Source organism: Phenylobacterium sp., assembly GCF_030697925.1.
Taxonomy (GTDB): Bacteria; Pseudomonadota; Alphaproteobacteria; order Caulobacterales; family Caulobacteraceae; genus Phenylobacterium.
Genome location: NZ_JAUYOJ010000233.1, coordinates 1 through 15,915, shown reverse-complemented (window position 1 = coordinate 15,915; position 15,915 = coordinate 1). Strand labels below are relative to the sequence as shown.

Here is a 15,915-nt window from a genome sequence, read left to right as displayed (position 1 = left end):
CCCCTAGGTGCGCCCTACTTTCGGCGCGCCCGGATCAGAACGCGCGTCGCTGGCAGAGGCAAGTCCTAACGGCGCGCATAGACCTTGCCGCGCCCCAGTCGGTAGGCGAACCGGTCGATGCCGTGCTCGGCGTCGGCCCAGGTGCCGCCGATACGCGAGTCGCGGATATCGGTCTCGTACCAGCTGTAGCGGATGGGCGTGACGTCGCCGTCGATGGAGATGGCCTTGCCCTCGATCGCCAGCCCGCCGGTGCCGAAGCTCTGGTAGGAGAGGCCGGGGCGGTCGCCCAGCTGCTTGAAGGTCGGGCGGTTGGGCCGGGCGTCGGTCAGGGTGAGTTCGACCCGCCCGCCGGCCAGGACGCCGGTGCGCTGTAGTTGGCGTTGGACGTCGGCCTGGAGCTCGGCGACCAGGCGGTCGACATCGCGGACGCCGTAGTCCTCCGCCGCCTTCTTGGCGAGTTCGGGACCGACGGTGACCTTGACGCTGGAAACGGTCGACAGGGGTTCGGCCAGGGCGGAACCGACCAGGCCGAGGAAGGTGAAGGCCGTGAAGAGAAGTGCGCGCATGGGGATGCTCCGGTGCGAAGGCGAGCGCTATGTCGATAAATAAGCCCACGACGGCCGAAGCGAAAGGCGCGCCCAAAGCGTGGCCTTAGTGTGGCGGCGAGTGTCGCCGGATCGTGGCTTGACGGCTCGCGGCGTACGGCCAAATCTCGCCAGGGGCGATCAACTCAACCCAGAAGAGGGAGGCCGCGCGTGGCCCATAAGTTTGAGATCTACAAGGACAAGGCTGGGGAATTCCGGGTCCGGTTCAAGTACAACAGCGAAGTCATGTTCTCGACCGAGGGCTATTCGTCCAAGGCCAGCGCCAAGGCGGCCATCGATTCCATGAAGAAGAACGGCCCCGACGCGCCGGTCGACGATACGACCGACTAGGCCTTTGCCGTCTCCAGGCGCGCAAGATCGTCGCGCGCCTGAGCGGCGATCTCGAACGAAGCCAGCCGCGCGGCGTGGTCGAACACTTGGGCGGTGACCATCAGTTCGTCGGCGCCGGTGCGTTCGACGAAGGCCGCCAGGCCGCGGGCCACCGTCAGGCGCGAGCCCACGATCGCGCAGCTCAACGCCTGGCGCAGCATCGGCCCGCCAAGCTGGTCCAGACGACCGTCCGGGTCGTCGATCGGCGGCGGCAGGGGACCGGGCCGTCCCTGACCCAGGTTGATGAAGGCCTGCTTCACTGAAGTGAAGAGCCGCTGGGCCTCGGCGTCGGTCTCGGCGCCCACCACGTTCACCCCCGCCATCACATGCGGTCGGTCCAGGTGCTCGGATGGCCGGAACTGGCTGCGATAGAGCGCTAGGGCCTGGTCCAGATAGGCAGGGGCGAAATGCGAGGCGAAGGCGAACGGCAGGCCCAGGGCCGCGGCGAGCTGGGCGCCGTAGGTGCTGGAACCCAGGATCCAAAATTCCACCTCCAGCCCCGCGCCCGGCACGGCGCGGATGAGCTGGCCCGGCTGGGCGGGCCGGAAATAGTCCATCAGCTCGATGACGTCGCGCGGGAACTGATCGACGTCGGAGGCGAGGTTTCGCCGCAGCGCCCGAGCCGTGGCCTGGTCCGAACCCGGCGCGCGGCCGAGGCCCAGGTCGATCCGGTCCGGATAGAGCGAGGCCAGGGTGCCGAACTGCTCGGCGATCACCAGCGGCGCGTGGTTGGGCAGCATGACGCCGCCGGCCCCCACCCGGATGGTGGTGGTCGCCTCCGCCACATGGCCGATGATCACCGCGGTGGCGGCGCTGGCCACCCCGGTCATGTTGTGATGCTCGGCCAGCCAATAGCGCTTGTAGCCCCAGCGTTCGGCGTGCTGGGCCAGGTCGCGGGTGTTGCGGAACGACTGAGCGGCGTCGCCGCCCTCGACGATGGGCGACAGATCGAGGACGGAGAGCGTTGTCATCCGCCCCATATGGGGCGCTTCGTCCGGGAGGCCAGCCTAGAGGCTGCCAAAGACCGCGTGGCACAGGCCGACGGCGCGGGGATCGCCCACCAGGCCGCCGCCCATCTGGTTCATGGCATAGCCGATGGCCACACCGCTTCCCGGATCGGCGCAGGCGAACGAGCCACCCCAGCCGGAGTGGCCGAAAGTCCCAGCATGGGGCCCGAACACGCCGGAGTCGTTGAGCGCCACGCCGTGGGCCCAGAACGGCTTGAAGCCGAGCATGACGTCCTCCCGCCGGGTCTGGACAGTCGTCAGCTTGCCGATGGTCTCGGCCGACATCAACCGAACGCCGCCCAGTTCGCCGCCATTGGCCAGCGCGCCATAGATCTTCGCCAGGCCGAGCGCGGTGGCGTGGCCATTGCCAGCCGGAACCTCGGCGGCGCGCCAGGCGCGGTCGTGGGGAATGGTCGGCTCCATGGCCGGGTTGGCCACCGCGGCTAGGGCCTCGGGCGGCATGGTCGCGGGATCGAAGGCCTCGCCGGCGCGGGGCGCGATCATCGGCGCCACCCGGGGTTCGTCGCGTTCGGCCAGGCCGATATGGACGTCGGCGCCCAGGGGGCCGGCGATCTCCTCGGCCACGAAGCACCCGACGCTGCGACCGCTGACCCGGCGGATGATCTCCCCGGCCAGGAAGCCGTAGGTCATGGCGTGATAGGAGTTCTTGGTCCCCGGCTCCCACATCGGCGCCTGGGCGGCCAGCCGGCCCGCCACCGTCTCCCAGTCATAGAAGTCGCAGAGCGGGGTCGGGTCGTCGAAGCCCGGCAGGCCCGCCTGGTGCGAGACCAACTGGGCGACCGTGATGTCAGCCTTCCCGGCCTGCGCGAATTCCGGCCAGTAGGTGGCGACCGGGGCGGCGTAATCGACCTTGCCTTGGTCCACCAGGCGGGCGAGGGCGATGGCTGTGATCCCCTTGGTGGTCGACCAGACATTGACCAGGGTGTCGGCGGTCCAGGGATCGCGGCGGGCCTCGTCGCGGAAGCCGGCCCAAAGATCGACCACCAGCGCGCCATGGCGATAGACCGCCATCGCCGCCCCGACCTCGCGGCTGTCGTCGTCACGCGTGAAATTGGCGGCGAACCGGTCCCGCACCGGCTCGAAGCCCGGGGCGACCGTGCCGTGAATCCGGATTTCGTCGTGGGTCGCCAGCGCCATGGTCAGCTCGCTTTCAGGCCTAGGGTGAAGAGGGCGACGATCTCGTCGCCGAACCGGCGCGGATCGCGCGCGTCGTCAGGGGTGATCCACTTGGGCAGCCAGCCGAAGGCGCCCGCGCCCAGTTGGGCGACGATGGGCACGTCGCAGGACCGGCACGAGCCGTCCGCGATCCCTTGGCGCATGAAGGCCGAGAACTGGGTGCGCAGCCGATTGGCGCGTCGGACGAAGGCCTGGCGCTGCGGCACGGGCAGGGCGTCCAGGCCCGGCTGCGGCATCAGCGGCGACAGTTCACCGACCTGGGCCTGGGCGTTGAGGTGCACGCCGATCATCGAGCGCTCGAAGCCCGTGGCGCCGTGGGCCTTGGCCGTCTGGACGAAGGCTTCGAACAGGTCGAAGGCGCGCTCGTAGCAGCGGACCACCAGGTCGGTCTTGTCCTGCATGTAGTGGTAGACCACGCCCTTGGTGGCCCCGAGCGCGGCGCTGACGTCGTCCAGCGACGTCGCCTCGATGCCGTTGCGGTTGAAGAGCTGCGAGGCCGTCATCACCAGCTGGGCGGTCTTCATCTCGGCGGCCTCGCGGCGGTCGAAGGCGTTGAAGCGGCCGGGCAGGAAGCTCTGGGCGTCGACAGGACAGGGCTGGACGTTGCGTGCGCCGCGGCCGACGCCGTTCTTCAGCAGGTCCAGTAGGGCCGCGCCGGTGCGCGCCCGGAAGCTCCGGCCCTTGGTCCCCTGCACCCAGTAGGGGGAGAGCTGGGACCAGGACAGCATGCCAATGATCGACTGGGCGGCGATCTTTGCGTCGCACAGCCGGATCCCGCCCTCGCGGACGCCCAGCTCGATCATCGCCTCCAGATGGGCGGCGTTGCGGCGGTTGGCGGTTTCCACCAGCTCACGATGGGGTGAGGTCAGGTAGCCAATCTCGCTGAGCACCGCGGCCGGGGGGCGGTCGGGGGCGGCCGCGCGCTCGACGAAGGCCAGGACCTGGCCCAGGCCGTCCGTCGCCGTTTCTGACGCGATGGCGAGGTTCTCGGCGGTCTGCTCGCAGGCCCGCATGTAGCACTGGAAGACCAGCTCGGCCCGGTCGTCGACATAGTAGTAGAGCGCCGCCCGCGTCAGGCCCGCCTCGGCGGCGATGTCGCTCAGGGAGGTGGCCGCGATGCCGCGCAGATTGAACAGCTGCGTGGCCTGGGCCAGCAGCGCCTCGCGCTTCAGGCCACGCTTGCGGGTTCGCCCGACGGGTTCGCCCGGCTTGGCGCTCCGATCGGAAAATATCTTTGGAATCTGCGACATGGCCTCGGCTCCCGGCGCTTCTGGACGCAGGGTTGAGAAAACATACGCAGATGTGGAATTCGTTGACAAGCAATTCTGCTCGTGCCGTTATCAACACATACTTTGATGTCAAATTTCTTCGGCGATGACCGCACGACGCGGTTCGGGACAAGCGGGGAAAGCACGGGGAGGGAACGATCATGATCCGCCAACACGGCAATCGCGCGGCGCTGCTGGGTTCCACCATGCTGGGGGCCGCGGTGCTGCTAACCGGCTTCCACGCGAGCGCCCAGGAGGCCACGGTGATGGAGGAGATCACCGTCACCGCCCAGAAGCGGGCCCAGGATGTGCTGGACGTCGGCGGGACCCTGGAGGTGGTCGGCGCCACGGAGCTGGCCGAGCGCCGCATCGAGCAGGTGAGGGACCTGACCTCCGTCGTCTCCAGCCTGGACATCAAGGAGCAGGTGGCCGGCGCCATGCCGATCATCACCATCCGTGGGGTGGGCCTGGACGACTTCTCGTCGACCAACAATCCCAGCGCCGGGGTCTATGTGGACGAGGTCTATCTGGCCTCCCTGGCCCAGATGAGCTTCGACCTCTTCGACCTGGAGCGGGTGGAGGTGCTGAAGGGCCCGCAGGGCACGCTCTATGGCCGCAACTCGACCGCCGGCGCCATCAACATCGTCACGGCCAAGCCCTCGACGGACCGATTTTCCGCCCGGGCCGCCGCCGGCCTCGGGAACTATGACAGCTACGACCTGGAGGGCATGGTCAATCTGCCGGTGTCTGACACCCTGGCCCTGCGCTTCGCCGCCAAGACCATCCAGCAGGGCGAGGGCTACTACTTCAACCGAGTGATCAACCGCGACATCGGCCGGCGCGACCTCTGGATCGGCCGCGCGCTGGCCCGCTGGACGCCCAACGACGCCCTCGACATCAACCTGAAGATCGAAGGCCAGCGGTCGCGGTCCGAGATGGGGCAGGGGGAGTATTTCGGCCAGTTCCCGTCGCCGCTGGCGCCCGGCGCGCCATGCCCCGGCAGCCCGCGCTGCAGCAACTTCTTCGGCTATGTGGACCTCGACGGCGACCCGTTCAGCGGCGACTGGTCGGGCCGGCAGTTCTACAATTTCGACCAGGTCGCCACGACCCTGAAGGTCGACTGGGATCTCGGATTCGCCACCCTGACCTCGGTGACGGGCTACGCCAATTTCGCGCGCAGCTTCTATATCGACACCGACGCCAGCCCCTTGCGGCAGACCGACTTCATCCAGACCGACAAGATCAACCAGCTCTCCCAGGAACTGCGCCTGGCTGGCTCGAGCGAACAGCTGGAATGGCTGGTGGGCGGGTTCCTCTCGACCGACCGGGTGAAGGTCACCACGCCGGGCTTCTTCGAGGACCTGTTCAACACCCGCACCATGAGCGTCGCCGACCAGTCGACGGACTCCGCGGCGTTGTTCGCCCACGGCGAATGGAAGGTCAGCGAGCGCCTGAGCGTCATCACCGGCCTGCGCTACACCTGGGAGGAGAAGTCCAATCGCGGCGGCGCGGTCGACCTGGTGGAGCTGTGCCCGGGCAGCGCGCTGATCCTGGCGCCCTGCGGAGCGGGACCGATCCCGCTCTCCATCATCGACCAGAAGATCGACGACACCAACTGGTCCTGGAAGCTCGGCCTCAACCTGAAAGCCGACCCGTTGACCCTATTCTATGTCAGCGCCTCGCAGGGCGTGAAGTCGGGCGGCTTCTTCTCCGGCATGACCACGGCCACGGCCCAACTCATTCCCTACAAGCCCGAGCGGCTGGTGGCGCTGGAGGCCGGCTGGAAGCGTCGGGTTCCCGACATTGGACTGCAGGCTTCGGCCAGCGTGTTCTTTTACGGGTATCACGACGTGCAGTCGTTCATCCGCGATACGTCCGGCGCGCTGCCGATCCAGCGCTTGGGCAATATCGACCAGGCCGACCTCTACGGCGCCGATCTCGACGTCACCCTGCGGCCGCCGAGCCTGGAGGGCCTGACCTTGCAAGCAGGCCTTGGCCTCCTGCACACCAAACTGGGGTCCTTCGCCATCACCAGCGGCACGGCGCCGTCAGGCAACGAACTGCCCAACGCGCCGTCGCTGACCTTCAACGGCTCGGCCCAGTACGAGGTCGACCTTTCTGCGGACTGGAGCCTCAGCCTGCAGGGCGGGGCGCACTATTCGGACGAGGTGTTCAAGGACGCCCTGAACGATCCGCTGCTGCACCAGGAGAACTATTGGACCTTCGACGGCCGCGTGGCCCTGATCTCCACCGCCCACGACCTGGAGATCGCCGTCTGGGGCAAGAACCTGACCGACGATCAGCACCTGACCCAGGGCATCAACCTGGCCGCCCTCGGCTACGGCAACCGCAACTACAACGCCCCGCGCACCTATGGGGTGACCCTGGCCAAGCGCTGGTAGGACGGGGCGGGCGAGGGCGGCTTAGAGCGCGAACGAATAGCCGAGCGCGGCGTCCTCGCTGTCATCGGCGCCCTCAGTCCCGCCGACCGAGACGTAGAGCGCCCGGGCGGCTGTGTTGCCGACGTTGGTCATGACCCAGGCCTCGCGGCAGCCATGGTCGCGACCGACCTGGAGCAGGGCGCGCATCACCGCCTTGCCAAGCCCCTGGCCGTGGTGGCTGGGGGCGACGCCCACCTCGTTGATCCAGAGCTCGGCGGGCTTGTCGGGATGGACGTAGTGGACGCCCGAGGCGAAGCCCACGACCAGGCCGTCGTCCACGGCGACGGCGATGTGGTGGCGGGGATCGGCCAGGAATTCGCGGGTGAGGGCCGGATCCACCGGATTGTCGAACACGTCCGGCGCGACGCGGCCGAGCACGGCCTCGTCACCGGCCTGGAGGATCTTGATCTCAACGGCCATGCTGGACCAATTGGTTGTCGCACCTAGTGGGTCGCGCCGGAATCCAGCGAAATGCAGACTCGAAAGGCAGTTATCGCGGATCAGGCGCAACTGAAAGACTGCGTTCAGGCGTCACTGGAGGCGACCTATGGCGGCCTATGGAGTTCGGAACCGCTGTCGGTCTGGGATGACGATTGGATCAGCGCGCGGATTGCCTGCATCGACGGAAGGATCGTCGGCGTCGGACTGACCCACGACGACGCGCTGAGCGATCTTTGGGTGCATCCCGCGGCGCAGGGCCTGGGGGCGGGAACCAGACTTCTGGCCGAACTGGAACAGGAGATCTTCGCGCGCGGATTTTCTATTGCGCGGCTGCGCTGCCTCGAACCGAACACCAGGGCGCGGAACTTCTATGCATCGCGGGGCTGGGCGGAGGTCCGAGTGTATCCCCACGAGACGATCCCGCTGAACACGGTCGATATGGAGAAGGCCATAGGGTCGTAGCCGGTGGGCGACCCTCTCAGGGCATGGGCCTGATCATTCCCACCCTCAGGTCGGTCGCGACATAGACGCAGACCTCGTCCGCAAACAGCCGGCCATTGGCCACACCCAGCGCCAGCTGGCCGCGCCGGACCTGGCGCAGGCTCACCTCATAGCGCACCAGCCGGGTCTCAGGCGTTATGTCGCCTCGAAACCTGACCTCGCCCACACCGATCGCGCGCCCCTTGCCGGGCGAGCCCGACCAGCCCAGCCAGTAGCCGACCGCCTGCCACATGGCATCCAATCCAAGGCAGCCCGGCATGACCGGATCGCCGGGAAAGTGACAGTCAAAGAACCAAAGGTCCGGGATGATATCCAGCTCGGCGACGATGTGGCCCTTTCCAAATTCACCGGCGTCGAGGCTGAGGTCCGTGATCCGGTCCATCATGAGCATCGGCGGGGCAGGGAGTTGCGCGTTGCCGGGACCGAAATAGCCGCCCTGGCCGGAAAGGATCAGATCGTCCTTCGTGTAGTGGGACTTCGGCGTGTGAAACTCGTGCGGATCGGCCACGGCGTTGCGGTTCCTTCCTGAATCGAGCGCCGGATGTTCTTAGTTAGGCGACCCGGTCGTTTGTGGCCTGGGTCGCGACCTGCATCGCCGACAGGCGCAGGGCGCCCGCGACAAAGACCCAAATCTTGTCGGTTAGCTCGTCACGGTCAGGGCGATGGCCGCTCATCAACGCGCCGATGAGCGCCTGGCGGATGCCGCCGATCAGCAGGGCGATCGTCAGGCGCGGATCAAGGTCGGGGGGAATGACGCCGTCACGCTGGCCAGCCCGCAAATTGTACGCGCCCGCGATCAGCTGCCGTTTGGTGAAGGCCTGTTCCACATCAAGGACTTCGGTGGCGCGGCTCAAGGCGCCAACGACGAGCGGCGCAAACGGATGGTCGTAGTGGAACGAAATATAGGCGGCGATCCGCTCTTTCTCACGGCCCGCCCAATCCGACGAAACCAGCTTCGAGGGGCTGAACGCGGCTTCCTCCAGCCGGTTGTAAAACCCCTCGACCACGGCGGCGATCAAGCCGGCCTTTGATCCGAAGTGGTGGTAGGCCAGCCCGACCGAAACCTTGGCCCGCTTCGCCACCGCCTGCATCTCCAACAGACCATGGCTATGGATGAGCTCGTCCTGAGCGGAGCGGATCAATCGTTCCGGCGTGCCGATCCTGGTTGCGGTCATGGTCGGGTCCAAGCTGAATTGAATTCAATTTAGTCCAATGGCCGTTCGCACCGCAAGCGCCGATGCCGGCGTCAACGGTCACCCTCAGCGCCTGAACAGAAGGCGAGGCTGGTGACGTCAGGTCGCCTAGCCTATACCATTCTTCGCCTAAGGAAGATTATCGGAAATTGTAGGCCTGGGTTCTTGATCCCAGAGCGGCGCGCCTTCCAAGACCCATTGATGCAATCGCCCCGGTGGCCGACAGTCAAGCGGCGCAGGATCGTGACGAGACGTTCCGCGCCACAGGGAGATCGACACATGGCGGCCGACGAACGGCGCGGCGCGGGCCACGGCCTGCTGGTGCTGCTGACCCTGATGAACGTGCTGAACTTCGTCGATCGCCAGCTTTTGTCGAGCTTCGCCAACTTCATCGTCCCGGATCTTCAGCTCACCAACACCGAGTTCGGGCTGTTGACCGGCCTGGTGTTCATCGCCTTCTACGCGGTGGCCGGATTCTTCATGGGCGCGCTGGCCGACATGGTGAACCGTCCGCGGCTGATCGGGCTCGCCATGTTCGCCTGGAGCGCGCTCACCGCCGCCTCGGGCCTGGCGCGCAACTTCGTCAGCCTGGCGATTCCGCGGATGTTCATCGGCGTCGGCGAGTCGGCGCTGACGCCGACGGCAATGTCGTTGCTGGCTGACCGATATCCCTTGGAAAAACGGGGATTTGCGGCAGGATTCTACTATATGGGCGTGCCCATCGGCGTGGGCGTCAGCCTGCTGGTCGCGGGGTTCCTGGGACCGGCGATCGGCTGGCGCAACTGCTTCTATCTGCTGGGCGCGATCGGCGTGGCCTTCTCCCTGGTCATCTTCCAGGTCAAGGAAACCCGCGCGCCGCGGCTTCAGGCCCAGGGCGAGCGGCCCAAGCTCTCCGTACTCCTGCGGGTGTTCGGCACGGCGCTGGCGGCCTCGCCGGCGCTGCAACTGACCATAGCCGGGGGCGTGGTCGTCCATTTCCTGCTCGGAGCGGCCGCCTTCGACCAGCTCTGGCTGGTGCGCGAGCGCGGGTTCGAGCGGGCGGAGATCGCGGTGATCAGCGGGCTGATCGCCTGCGTGGCTGGCGTGGCGGGCAATCTGTTCGGGGGGGTGGCGGTCGACCGCTGGGTGACCGCCACCGGCCAGAGCCGGCAGATGTTCATGGTCTGGGTGCTGCTGGCCCTGCTGCCGATCAACCTGACCTATCGCCTGATCGACCCCGACAGCGTGCTGTTCTGGGTCTGCATGGTGGTGGCCTATTTCCAGCTCGGCGCCTTCTACGGCCCCACCTTCTCGGCGGTGCAGGAGCTTTGCCCGGCCGAGGTGCGCTCCACGGTCGTGGCCTTCTACATCATGAGTCTGAACGTGGTGGGCCTGGGCGTCGGCATCACCGGCAGCGGCATCATGGTCGACGCCCTGATCGCCCGCGGCGTTCCCCAACCCTATAGCTGGACCCTGTTCTCGTTCACCTGCCTCTCGGCCCTGGCGATCCTCTGCTATCTCGCCGCTGCGAGGGTGGGTAAGCCGGCCGTCGCCACGCCGGCCGCCACCTGACGCAGGGACACGCTTTACGCCCCTCCCCGCCCTGCTAGGTTTTCAGCGATCACTGAGGGAGCCCGATCCGTGGCCGAGACGCGACTGCCCAAGGCCTGCATCATCGGCGCGGGATGTTCCGGTTTCACGACCGCCAAGCGGCTCAAGGATTTCGGGATACCCTACGACTGCTTCGAGATCTCCGACGAGGTCGGCGGCAACTGGTACTACAAGAACCCCAACGGCATGTCGGCCTGCTACGAGAGCCTGCACATCGACACCTCGAAATGGCGCCTGGCCTTCGAGGACTATCCCGTCCCGGCCGACTGGCCGGACTTCCCGCACCACGCCCAACTCCACCAGTACTTCAAGGACTATGTGGACCACTTCGGCCTGCGCGGGACGATCACCTTCAACACCGCGGTGGAGAAGGCCCGACGCACCGCCGAGGGTTTATGGTCGGTGACGCTGTCTTCAGGCGAGGTCCGGACCTACGACGCGCTCTTCGTCTGCAACGGCCACCACTGGAGCCCGCGCATCCCGGAATACGAGGGCGAGTTCGACGGCCCGGCCTTCCATAGCCACGCCTATTTCGACCCGTTCGATCCCGTGGACATGCGCGGCAAGAACATCGTCGTGGTCGGCATGGGCAATTCGGCGATGGATATCGCCTCCGAGCTCGCCCAGCGCCCGATCGCCGGGAACCTGTGGGTCTCGGCCCGCCGGGGCGTCTGGGTACTGCCCAAGTACATGAACGGCAAGCCGGCCGACAAGGCCAGCGCGCCGGCCTGGATCCCCCGCAAGCTGGGCCTGGCCATGGCCCGCGGGGTGATCAAGAAGTCATTGGGGCGGATGGAAGACTACGGGTTGCCGAAGCCCGATCATGAGCCGTTGGAAGCCCATCCCTCGGTGAGCGGCGAGTTCCTGACCCGGGCCGGCTGCGGCGACATCAAGTTCAAGCCGGCCATCCAGCGCCTGGAGGGCAAGCAGGTGCGGTTCGCCGACGGCAGCGTCGAGGACGTGGACTCCATCGTGTTCGCCACCGGCTACGACATGCGCTTTCCGTTCTTCGAGGACGCGGATCTGGTGCCGGATGCCGATCACCGGCTGCCGCTGTTCAAGCGGATGATGAAGCCAGAGGTCCCGAACCTGTTCTACATGGCGCTCGCCCAGCCCCTGCCGACCCTGGTCAACTTCGCCGAACAGCAGGCCAAGCTGGCGGCGGCCTATCTGGCCGGGCGATACCTGCCACCGTCCCCCGACCAGATGCGCAAGGTCACCGCCCAGGACGAGGAGCGCCATCTGGGCCAGTACTATCCGTCCAAGCGCCACACCATCCAGGTCGACTTCAACGCCTATGTGGCCGACCTGAAGCGGGAGATCGCCAAGGGCGAGAAGCGCGCCAGGACGTCGGGCTACGCCCTGCCCGTCGCGGCCCGCGCGGACCTCTCACCCACCGCCTAGGACGGCAGGATCAGCTCGCCGCTGGCCACGCGCCGAAGGGTGTCCACGAAGAACGCAGGCTCCAGCTCGGTAATCCGGGCCTCGAGGCTGTCGGCGGTCTCGCCCGCCGCCAGGGGCACGGCGCGGGCCGCGACCAACGGCCCATTGTCGTAGATCTCGTCGACCAGGTGGATGGTGACCCCACTCTCGGCCGCCCCGGCGGCGATCACCGCCTCATGCACCCGGCGACCATACATCCCCTCCCCGCCGAAGCGCGGCAGAGGCCCCGGGTGGATGTTCAGGACCCGGTTGCGATAGGCGCCGAGCGTGCGCGGACCCAGCCGGCGCAGATAGCCCGACAACACCACCAGCTCGACGCCGGCGGCCTGCAGCGCCGCGCAGAGCCGCGCGTCCGCCGCGTCCGGATCGGTCTGGGTGGCGATGACCTCGGTCGGAACACCGTGCGCCCGGGCGAATTCCAGAGCCTGGGCGGCGCGGTTGTTGCTCACCGCAAGCCGCGGCTCGGCGGCGAGGGTCCCGGCCTCGATGGCGCCGACGATGGCTCTCAGGCTGGAGCCATTCCGCGACGCTAAGAATCCTAACCTAAGCGGCAAACTTATCATCAGAAATCGCCGCGAAGTTCATGTTCGAATCGCAGGCCGTCGAAGGCCGGTTCGACCCCCGCCGGCAGCTGGCCGGCCAGGGCGTCGTAGTCGAGGTCGATATGCATGTTGGTGAGAATCGCCCTGCGCGGCCTCAGTCGGTCAATCCAATCCAGGGTCCGCTCCACATGGGCGTGGGTCGGGTGCGGTCGCCAGCGCAGCGCGTCGACGATCCAGACGTCGAGGTCTGCAAGCGCTTCCATCGCGACCGCGTCTAGGTCGACCACGTCGCTGGAATAGGCCACGTTGCCAAAGCGGTAGCCGACCGACCTCACAGCGCCGTGGTCCTGGTCGAAGGTCACGACCGGAATGGCGCCCGATGGCCCGCGCACCGCCCAGGCCTCGCCGTGGCGGGGGATTTCGTGCAGGTCGGCGATGGCCGGATACCCGGCCTCGCCCTCGAAAATGTAACCGAAGCGGCGGCGCATGCTCGCCGCCGTAGGGGCGTCCACATGGCAGGCGATCCGCGCGCGCTGGCGGATGGCGAAGGCGCGGACATCGTCGATGCCGTGGGTCTGGTCGGCGTGGTCGTGGGTCAGCAGCACCCCGTCCAGCCGCTTGGCTCCGGCGTCGGAGGTCTGCCAGACCAGGTCGGGGGAGGTGTCGACCACCAGAGTGGTCTCGTCCTCTGCTCGTTCGCCCCTGCGGCGGACCAGCAGCGAGCAGCGGCGACGGCGGTTCTTCGGATTGGCCGGATCGCAGGCGCCCCAGTCCCCGTCGGCGCGCGGCACTCCGCCCGAGGAGCCGCAGCCCATGATGGTGAACTCCAGCATCGCGCTCATGGCCGGGGAATCCGGTCGAACAGGGCGAAGAAGGCATCCTCGGTCCGGCGCTCGGCGTCCTCTGGCGTCCAGCCGCGGATCTCGGCCAGCTTGTGGACGATGGGCGCCAGATAGGCCGGCTCATTGCGCCGTCCCCGGTGCGGGACCGGCGCAAGGTATGGGCAGTCGGTCTCCACGATGATCCTGTCGGCCGGCATGTCGGCAATGATCTCGCGGACATCCGCGGCGGCCTTGAACGTGGCGATGCCGGACACCGAGAACCAGGCCCCGATCGCCGCCATGCGGGCCGCCAGCTCCGCGCCGGAGGTGTAGCAGTGCATCAACAGCTTGAACGGCGCGCGCGCATGGGCCTCTTCCAGCATGTCGCCCATGACCTCGTCGGCCTCGCGGGTGTGGACCACCAGGGGCAGGCCGGTCTCGCGCGCAGCGGCGATGTGCTGGCGGAACACGTCGGCCTGGATCTCACGCGGGCTGAGATCGTAGTGGAAGTCGAGCCCCGTTTCGCCGATCCCCACCACGCGTGGGTCGGCGGCGAAGGCGACGAGCTGGGCCGTGGTCAGGTCGGTGTGGTCCTTGGCCTCGTGCGGATGGGCCCCGACCGTGCACCAGATGTCGGGTTGGTCGGCCAGCGCCCGGACCTTCGGATAGTTGGGAATCTTGTCGCAAATATTGACCATCAGCCCGATCCCGGCCGCCCGGGCGCGGGCGATCACCGCCTGGCGGTCTTCGTCGTATTGCGGCGCGTGGAGGTTGACGTGGCTGTCGATCAGCATGGGGTCTCAGGCGCGGGCGGCGTCGCGCAGCTCGGATAGGGCGGAGAAGAAGGCGTCCGCGCGGTCGAGATTGACCGCCTCCACCTCGCGCGGAAGGCGCTGCAGCGTCTCCCACGCCGAGGCCCAGCGATCAAGACCGCCGAAGCCCTCAGCCGCCTGGCGTCGCAATTGGCCGTGCACCCGCTCGGCCAACCGCTCGATCAGCAGGGCGAATTGCTGGGCCCCCTCCCCGCCGCGGAACCGATCGGCGAGCGCCAGGGCCAGGCCTTCGTCGACCTTGGGCAGGTTGTGCAGGATCTCGCGCGCCGCGTCGTCGATCGCCACCGCGCCCGCCGCATAGAGGGCCACCGCGCGGCCCGGCGCGCCACCCGCCATCCGCGACACCCGGATGGCGTCCTCGGCGTTGGCCTCGGTGCGCGCCTGTACGAAGGACGCCACGTCCGCCTCCGGCAGGGCGTGGAAGGCCAACCGGCGGCACCGCGAGCGGACGGTGGGGAGTAGCCGGCCGGGTGAATGGGAGACCAGCAGCAGGATGCCGCGCGACGGCGGCTCCTCCAGGGTCTTCAGCACGGCGTTGGCGGCGTTGACGTTGAGGTCGTCGGCGGCGTCGATGATCGCCACGCGATGCGGCGAGGTGGCCGGCGACTTGGAGAAGAACTCCGAGAGCTTGCGGGCCTCGTCGACGGGGATGACCTTGCGCGGCTTGCCGTCCTCGCCGATCCGCTCCAGCACCAGGATGTCGGGATGCGAGTGGGCGATGATCTGGCGGCTCACCGGATGGTCCGGCGAGGCGCCCAGAATCCCATAGCTCGGGTGCGGCGGGGCGCCCAGAAGCCGGCGGGCCGCGCGATAGGCGAAGGTGGCCTTCCCCACGCCCTCCGGCCCGGTCAGCAGCCAGGCGTGGTGCAGCCGGCCCCGCTCGCGGGCGTCCTCGAAGGCGGCCTCGGCGATCTCGTGGCCCTGCAGGGTGAAGGTCTCGCGGGGATGGTCTTCAGCCATGGACGGCCAGCCGATCGGAGACCGCCGTCCAGACCTGGGCTTCGACCCCCTCGATGGTGTCGGCCGCGTCGATCAGGGCGCAACGGTTCGGCTCGGCCGCGGCGATAGCCTGGAAGGCGGCGCGCAGGCGCTCGTGGAAGGGCGCGCCCTTGGACTCAAATCGGGTCTCGGCGTGACCGGCGGCGGCGGCGTGAGTCTCGGCGCGAGCCAGGCCCACCTCCACCGGCAGGTCGAAGATCAGGGTCAGGTCGGGCCGGACATCAGCGACCACATGGTTCTCCAGGGCCGCGATCAGGCCGGGCGCGACCCCGCCCGCCCCGCCCTGATAGGCCCGGGTGGAGTCGAAGAAGCGGTCGCAGATCACCCAGGCGCCGCGCTCCAGGGCCGGCGCGATGGCGCGCTCGATGTGGTCACGCCGCGCGGCGTACATCAGCAGGGTCTCGGTCGCTGGGCTCCAGCGGTCGGCCGAGCCCTTCAGGACCAGATCCCGGATCGCCTCGGCGCCGGTTGAGCCGCCGGGCTCGCGGGTGGCGACCACGTCATGGCCGGCCGCGCGCAAGCGTTCGACCAGGCGCTTGACCTGGGTCGATTTCCCGGCGCCCTCGCCGCCTTCGAAGGTGATGAACCGACCGCGTGCCACGCGGCCAAATTGGCCGGTTCGCCGGCTTTGTCCAGCGCCCTAGAAGGGCCGAACGACGCGGGCC

The 15,915-nt window shown here is 68.0% G+C and carries 17 protein-coding genes; 5 read left to right on the top strand and 12 right to left on the bottom strand.

Going from position 1 to position 15,915, the window contains the following annotated elements:
* Positions 1–65: 65 nt before the first annotated feature.
* On the bottom strand, positions 66–566 hold the full coding sequence (locus Q8Q88_RS22810) for a hypothetical protein (RefSeq protein WP_305677476.1): 501 nt from the start codon (positions 564–566) through the stop codon (positions 66–68).
* Between the two features lie 189 nt (positions 567–755).
* Between Q8Q88_RS22810 and Q8Q88_RS22805 the strand changes: the two genes are divergently transcribed.
* Positions 756–935 (top strand): YegP family protein, encoded by a 180-nt coding sequence (locus Q8Q88_RS22805; protein ID WP_305677475.1) that lies wholly within the window; start codon positions 756–758, stop codon positions 933–935.
* On the opposite strand, the gene Q8Q88_RS22800 is transcribed toward Q8Q88_RS22805, so the two are convergent.
* Genes Q8Q88_RS22800 through Q8Q88_RS22790 form a run of 3 tightly spaced genes read right to left on the bottom strand, consistent with a single transcriptional unit; the run spans position 932 to position 4,428 of the window.
* Entirely contained in the window at positions 932–1,945 is a 1,014-nt protein-coding gene (locus tag Q8Q88_RS22800) for an LLM class flavin-dependent oxidoreductase (RefSeq protein WP_305677509.1), read from the bottom strand. The genes Q8Q88_RS22805 and Q8Q88_RS22800 overlap by 4 nt on opposite strands.
* Before the next feature lie 36 nt (positions 1,946–1,981).
* Positions 1,982–3,139: a serine hydrolase gene (locus tag Q8Q88_RS22795; protein ID WP_305677474.1), complete on the bottom strand. Its 1,158-nt coding sequence runs from the start codon at positions 3,137–3,139 to the stop codon at positions 1,982–1,984.
* Between the two features lie 2 nt (positions 3,140–3,141).
* Positions 3,142–4,428: a TetR family transcriptional regulator gene (locus tag Q8Q88_RS22790; RefSeq protein ID WP_305677473.1), complete on the bottom strand. Its 1,287-nt coding sequence runs from the start codon at positions 4,426–4,428 to the stop codon at positions 3,142–3,144.
* Between the two features lie 179 nt (positions 4,429–4,607).
* On the opposite strand from Q8Q88_RS22790, the gene Q8Q88_RS22785 reads away from it, so the two are divergent.
* On the top strand, positions 4,608–6,848 hold the full coding sequence (locus Q8Q88_RS22785) for a TonB-dependent receptor (protein WP_305677472.1): 2,241 nt from the start codon (positions 4,608–4,610) through the stop codon (positions 6,846–6,848).
* A gap of 21 nt (positions 6,849–6,869) precedes the next feature.
* On the opposite strand, the gene Q8Q88_RS22780 is transcribed toward Q8Q88_RS22785, so the two are convergent.
* A complete protein-coding gene (locus Q8Q88_RS22780; RefSeq protein ID WP_305677471.1) occupies positions 6,870–7,307 on the bottom strand; it encodes a GNAT family N-acetyltransferase in 438 nt (145 codons plus the stop codon).
* Between the two features lie 51 nt (positions 7,308–7,358).
* On the opposite strand from Q8Q88_RS22780, the gene Q8Q88_RS22775 reads away from it, so the two are divergent.
* Positions 7,359–7,790: a GNAT family N-acetyltransferase gene (locus Q8Q88_RS22775; protein WP_305677470.1), complete on the top strand. Its 432-nt coding sequence runs from the start codon at positions 7,359–7,361 to the stop codon at positions 7,788–7,790.
* 16 nt (positions 7,791–7,806) lie between these two features.
* Here the strand turns inward: Q8Q88_RS22775 and fabA are convergent, their stop codons facing one another.
* Positions 7,807–8,337 (bottom strand): bifunctional 3-hydroxydecanoyl-ACP dehydratase/trans-2-decenoyl-ACP isomerase, encoded by a 531-nt coding sequence (gene fabA, locus Q8Q88_RS22770; protein WP_305677469.1) that lies wholly within the window; start codon positions 8,335–8,337, stop codon positions 7,807–7,809.
* Between the two features lie 43 nt (positions 8,338–8,380).
* Entirely contained in the window at positions 8,381–9,004 is a 624-nt protein-coding gene (locus Q8Q88_RS22765; protein ID WP_305677468.1) for a TetR/AcrR family transcriptional regulator, read from the bottom strand.
* Between the two features lie 297 nt (positions 9,005–9,301).
* On the opposite strand from Q8Q88_RS22765, the gene Q8Q88_RS22760 reads away from it, so the two are divergent.
* Positions 9,302–10,573, top strand: a complete 1,272-nt coding sequence (locus Q8Q88_RS22760; protein WP_305677467.1) for an MFS transporter — start codon at positions 9,302–9,304, stop codon at positions 10,571–10,573.
* Between the two features lie 69 nt (positions 10,574–10,642).
* A complete protein-coding gene (locus Q8Q88_RS22755) occupies positions 10,643–12,016 on the top strand; it encodes an NAD(P)/FAD-dependent oxidoreductase (RefSeq protein ID WP_305677466.1) in 1,374 nt (457 codons plus the stop codon).
* Here the strand turns inward: Q8Q88_RS22755 and Q8Q88_RS22750 are convergent.
* Genes Q8Q88_RS22750 through tmk form a run of 5 tightly spaced genes read right to left on the bottom strand, consistent with a single transcriptional unit; the run spans position 12,013 to position 15,851 of the window.
* Complete coding sequence (locus Q8Q88_RS22750) at positions 12,013–12,618, bottom strand: phosphoribosylglycinamide formyltransferase (RefSeq protein WP_305677465.1); 606 nt, start codon at positions 12,616–12,618, stop codon at positions 12,013–12,015. The genes Q8Q88_RS22755 and Q8Q88_RS22750 overlap by 4 nt on opposite strands.
* Positions 12,618–13,439 (bottom strand): MBL fold metallo-hydrolase, encoded by an 822-nt coding sequence (locus tag Q8Q88_RS22745; RefSeq protein WP_305677464.1) that lies wholly within the window; start codon positions 13,437–13,439, stop codon positions 12,618–12,620. The genes Q8Q88_RS22750 and Q8Q88_RS22745 overlap by 1 nt, the downstream gene beginning before the upstream one ends.
* Positions 13,436–14,212, bottom strand: a complete 777-nt coding sequence (locus Q8Q88_RS22740) for a TatD family hydrolase (RefSeq protein WP_305677463.1) — start codon at positions 14,210–14,212, stop codon at positions 13,436–13,438. Before Q8Q88_RS22740 ends, Q8Q88_RS22745 begins: the two co-directional genes overlap by 4 nt.
* Before the next feature lie 6 nt (positions 14,213–14,218).
* Complete coding sequence (locus tag Q8Q88_RS22735; RefSeq protein WP_305677462.1) at positions 14,219–15,211, bottom strand: DNA polymerase III subunit delta'; 993 nt, start codon at positions 15,209–15,211, stop codon at positions 14,219–14,221.
* Positions 15,204–15,851 carry a dTMP kinase gene (gene tmk / locus Q8Q88_RS22730; RefSeq protein ID WP_305677461.1) on the bottom strand — a complete coding sequence of 216 codons (648 nt, stop codon included), beginning with the start codon at positions 15,849–15,851 and terminating at the stop codon, positions 15,204–15,206. Before tmk ends, Q8Q88_RS22735 begins: the two co-directional genes overlap by 8 nt.
* Positions 15,852–15,915 lie beyond the last annotated feature (64 nt).

Coding starts and splice junctions, on each gene's coding strand:
- Q8Q88_RS22735 (WP_305677462.1), bottom strand. CDS start 15,211: ATGGCTGAAGACCATCCCCGCGAGACCTTCACCCTGCAGGGCCACGAG.
- Q8Q88_RS22775 (WP_305677470.1), top strand. CDS start 7,359: ATGCAGACTCGAAAGGCAGTTATCGCGGATCAGGCGCAACTGAAAGAC.
- Q8Q88_RS22740 (WP_305677463.1), bottom strand. CDS start 14,212: ATGCTGATCGACAGCCACGTCAACCTCCACGCGCCGCAATACGACGAA.
- Q8Q88_RS22800 (WP_305677509.1), bottom strand. CDS start 1,945: ATGACAACGCTCTCCGTCCTCGATCTGTCGCCCATCGTCGAGGGCGGC.
- Q8Q88_RS22765 (WP_305677468.1), bottom strand. CDS start 9,004: ATGACCGCAACCAGGATCGGCACGCCGGAACGATTGATCCGCTCCGCT.
- Q8Q88_RS22810 (WP_305677476.1), bottom strand. CDS start 566: ATGCGCGCACTTCTCTTCACGGCCTTCACCTTCCTCGGCCTGGTCGGT.
- Q8Q88_RS22795 (WP_305677474.1), bottom strand. CDS start 3,139: ATGGCGCTGGCGACCCACGACGAAATCCGGATTCACGGCACGGTCGCC.
- Q8Q88_RS22780 (WP_305677471.1), bottom strand. CDS start 7,307: ATGGCCGTTGAGATCAAGATCCTCCAGGCCGGTGACGAGGCCGTGCTC.
- Q8Q88_RS22790 (WP_305677473.1), bottom strand. CDS start 4,428: ATGTCGCAGATTCCAAAGATATTTTCCGATCGGAGCGCCAAGCCGGGC.
- Q8Q88_RS22760 (WP_305677467.1), top strand. CDS start 9,302: ATGGCGGCCGACGAACGGCGCGGCGCGGGCCACGGCCTGCTGGTGCTG.
- Q8Q88_RS22745 (WP_305677464.1), bottom strand. CDS start 13,439: ATGAGCGCGATGCTGGAGTTCACCATCATGGGCTGCGGCTCCTCGGGC.
- Q8Q88_RS22750 (WP_305677465.1), bottom strand. CDS start 12,618: ATGATAAGTTTGCCGCTTAGGTTAGGATTCTTAGCGTCGCGGAATGGC.
- Q8Q88_RS22785 (WP_305677472.1), top strand. CDS start 4,608: ATGATCCGCCAACACGGCAATCGCGCGGCGCTGCTGGGTTCCACCATG.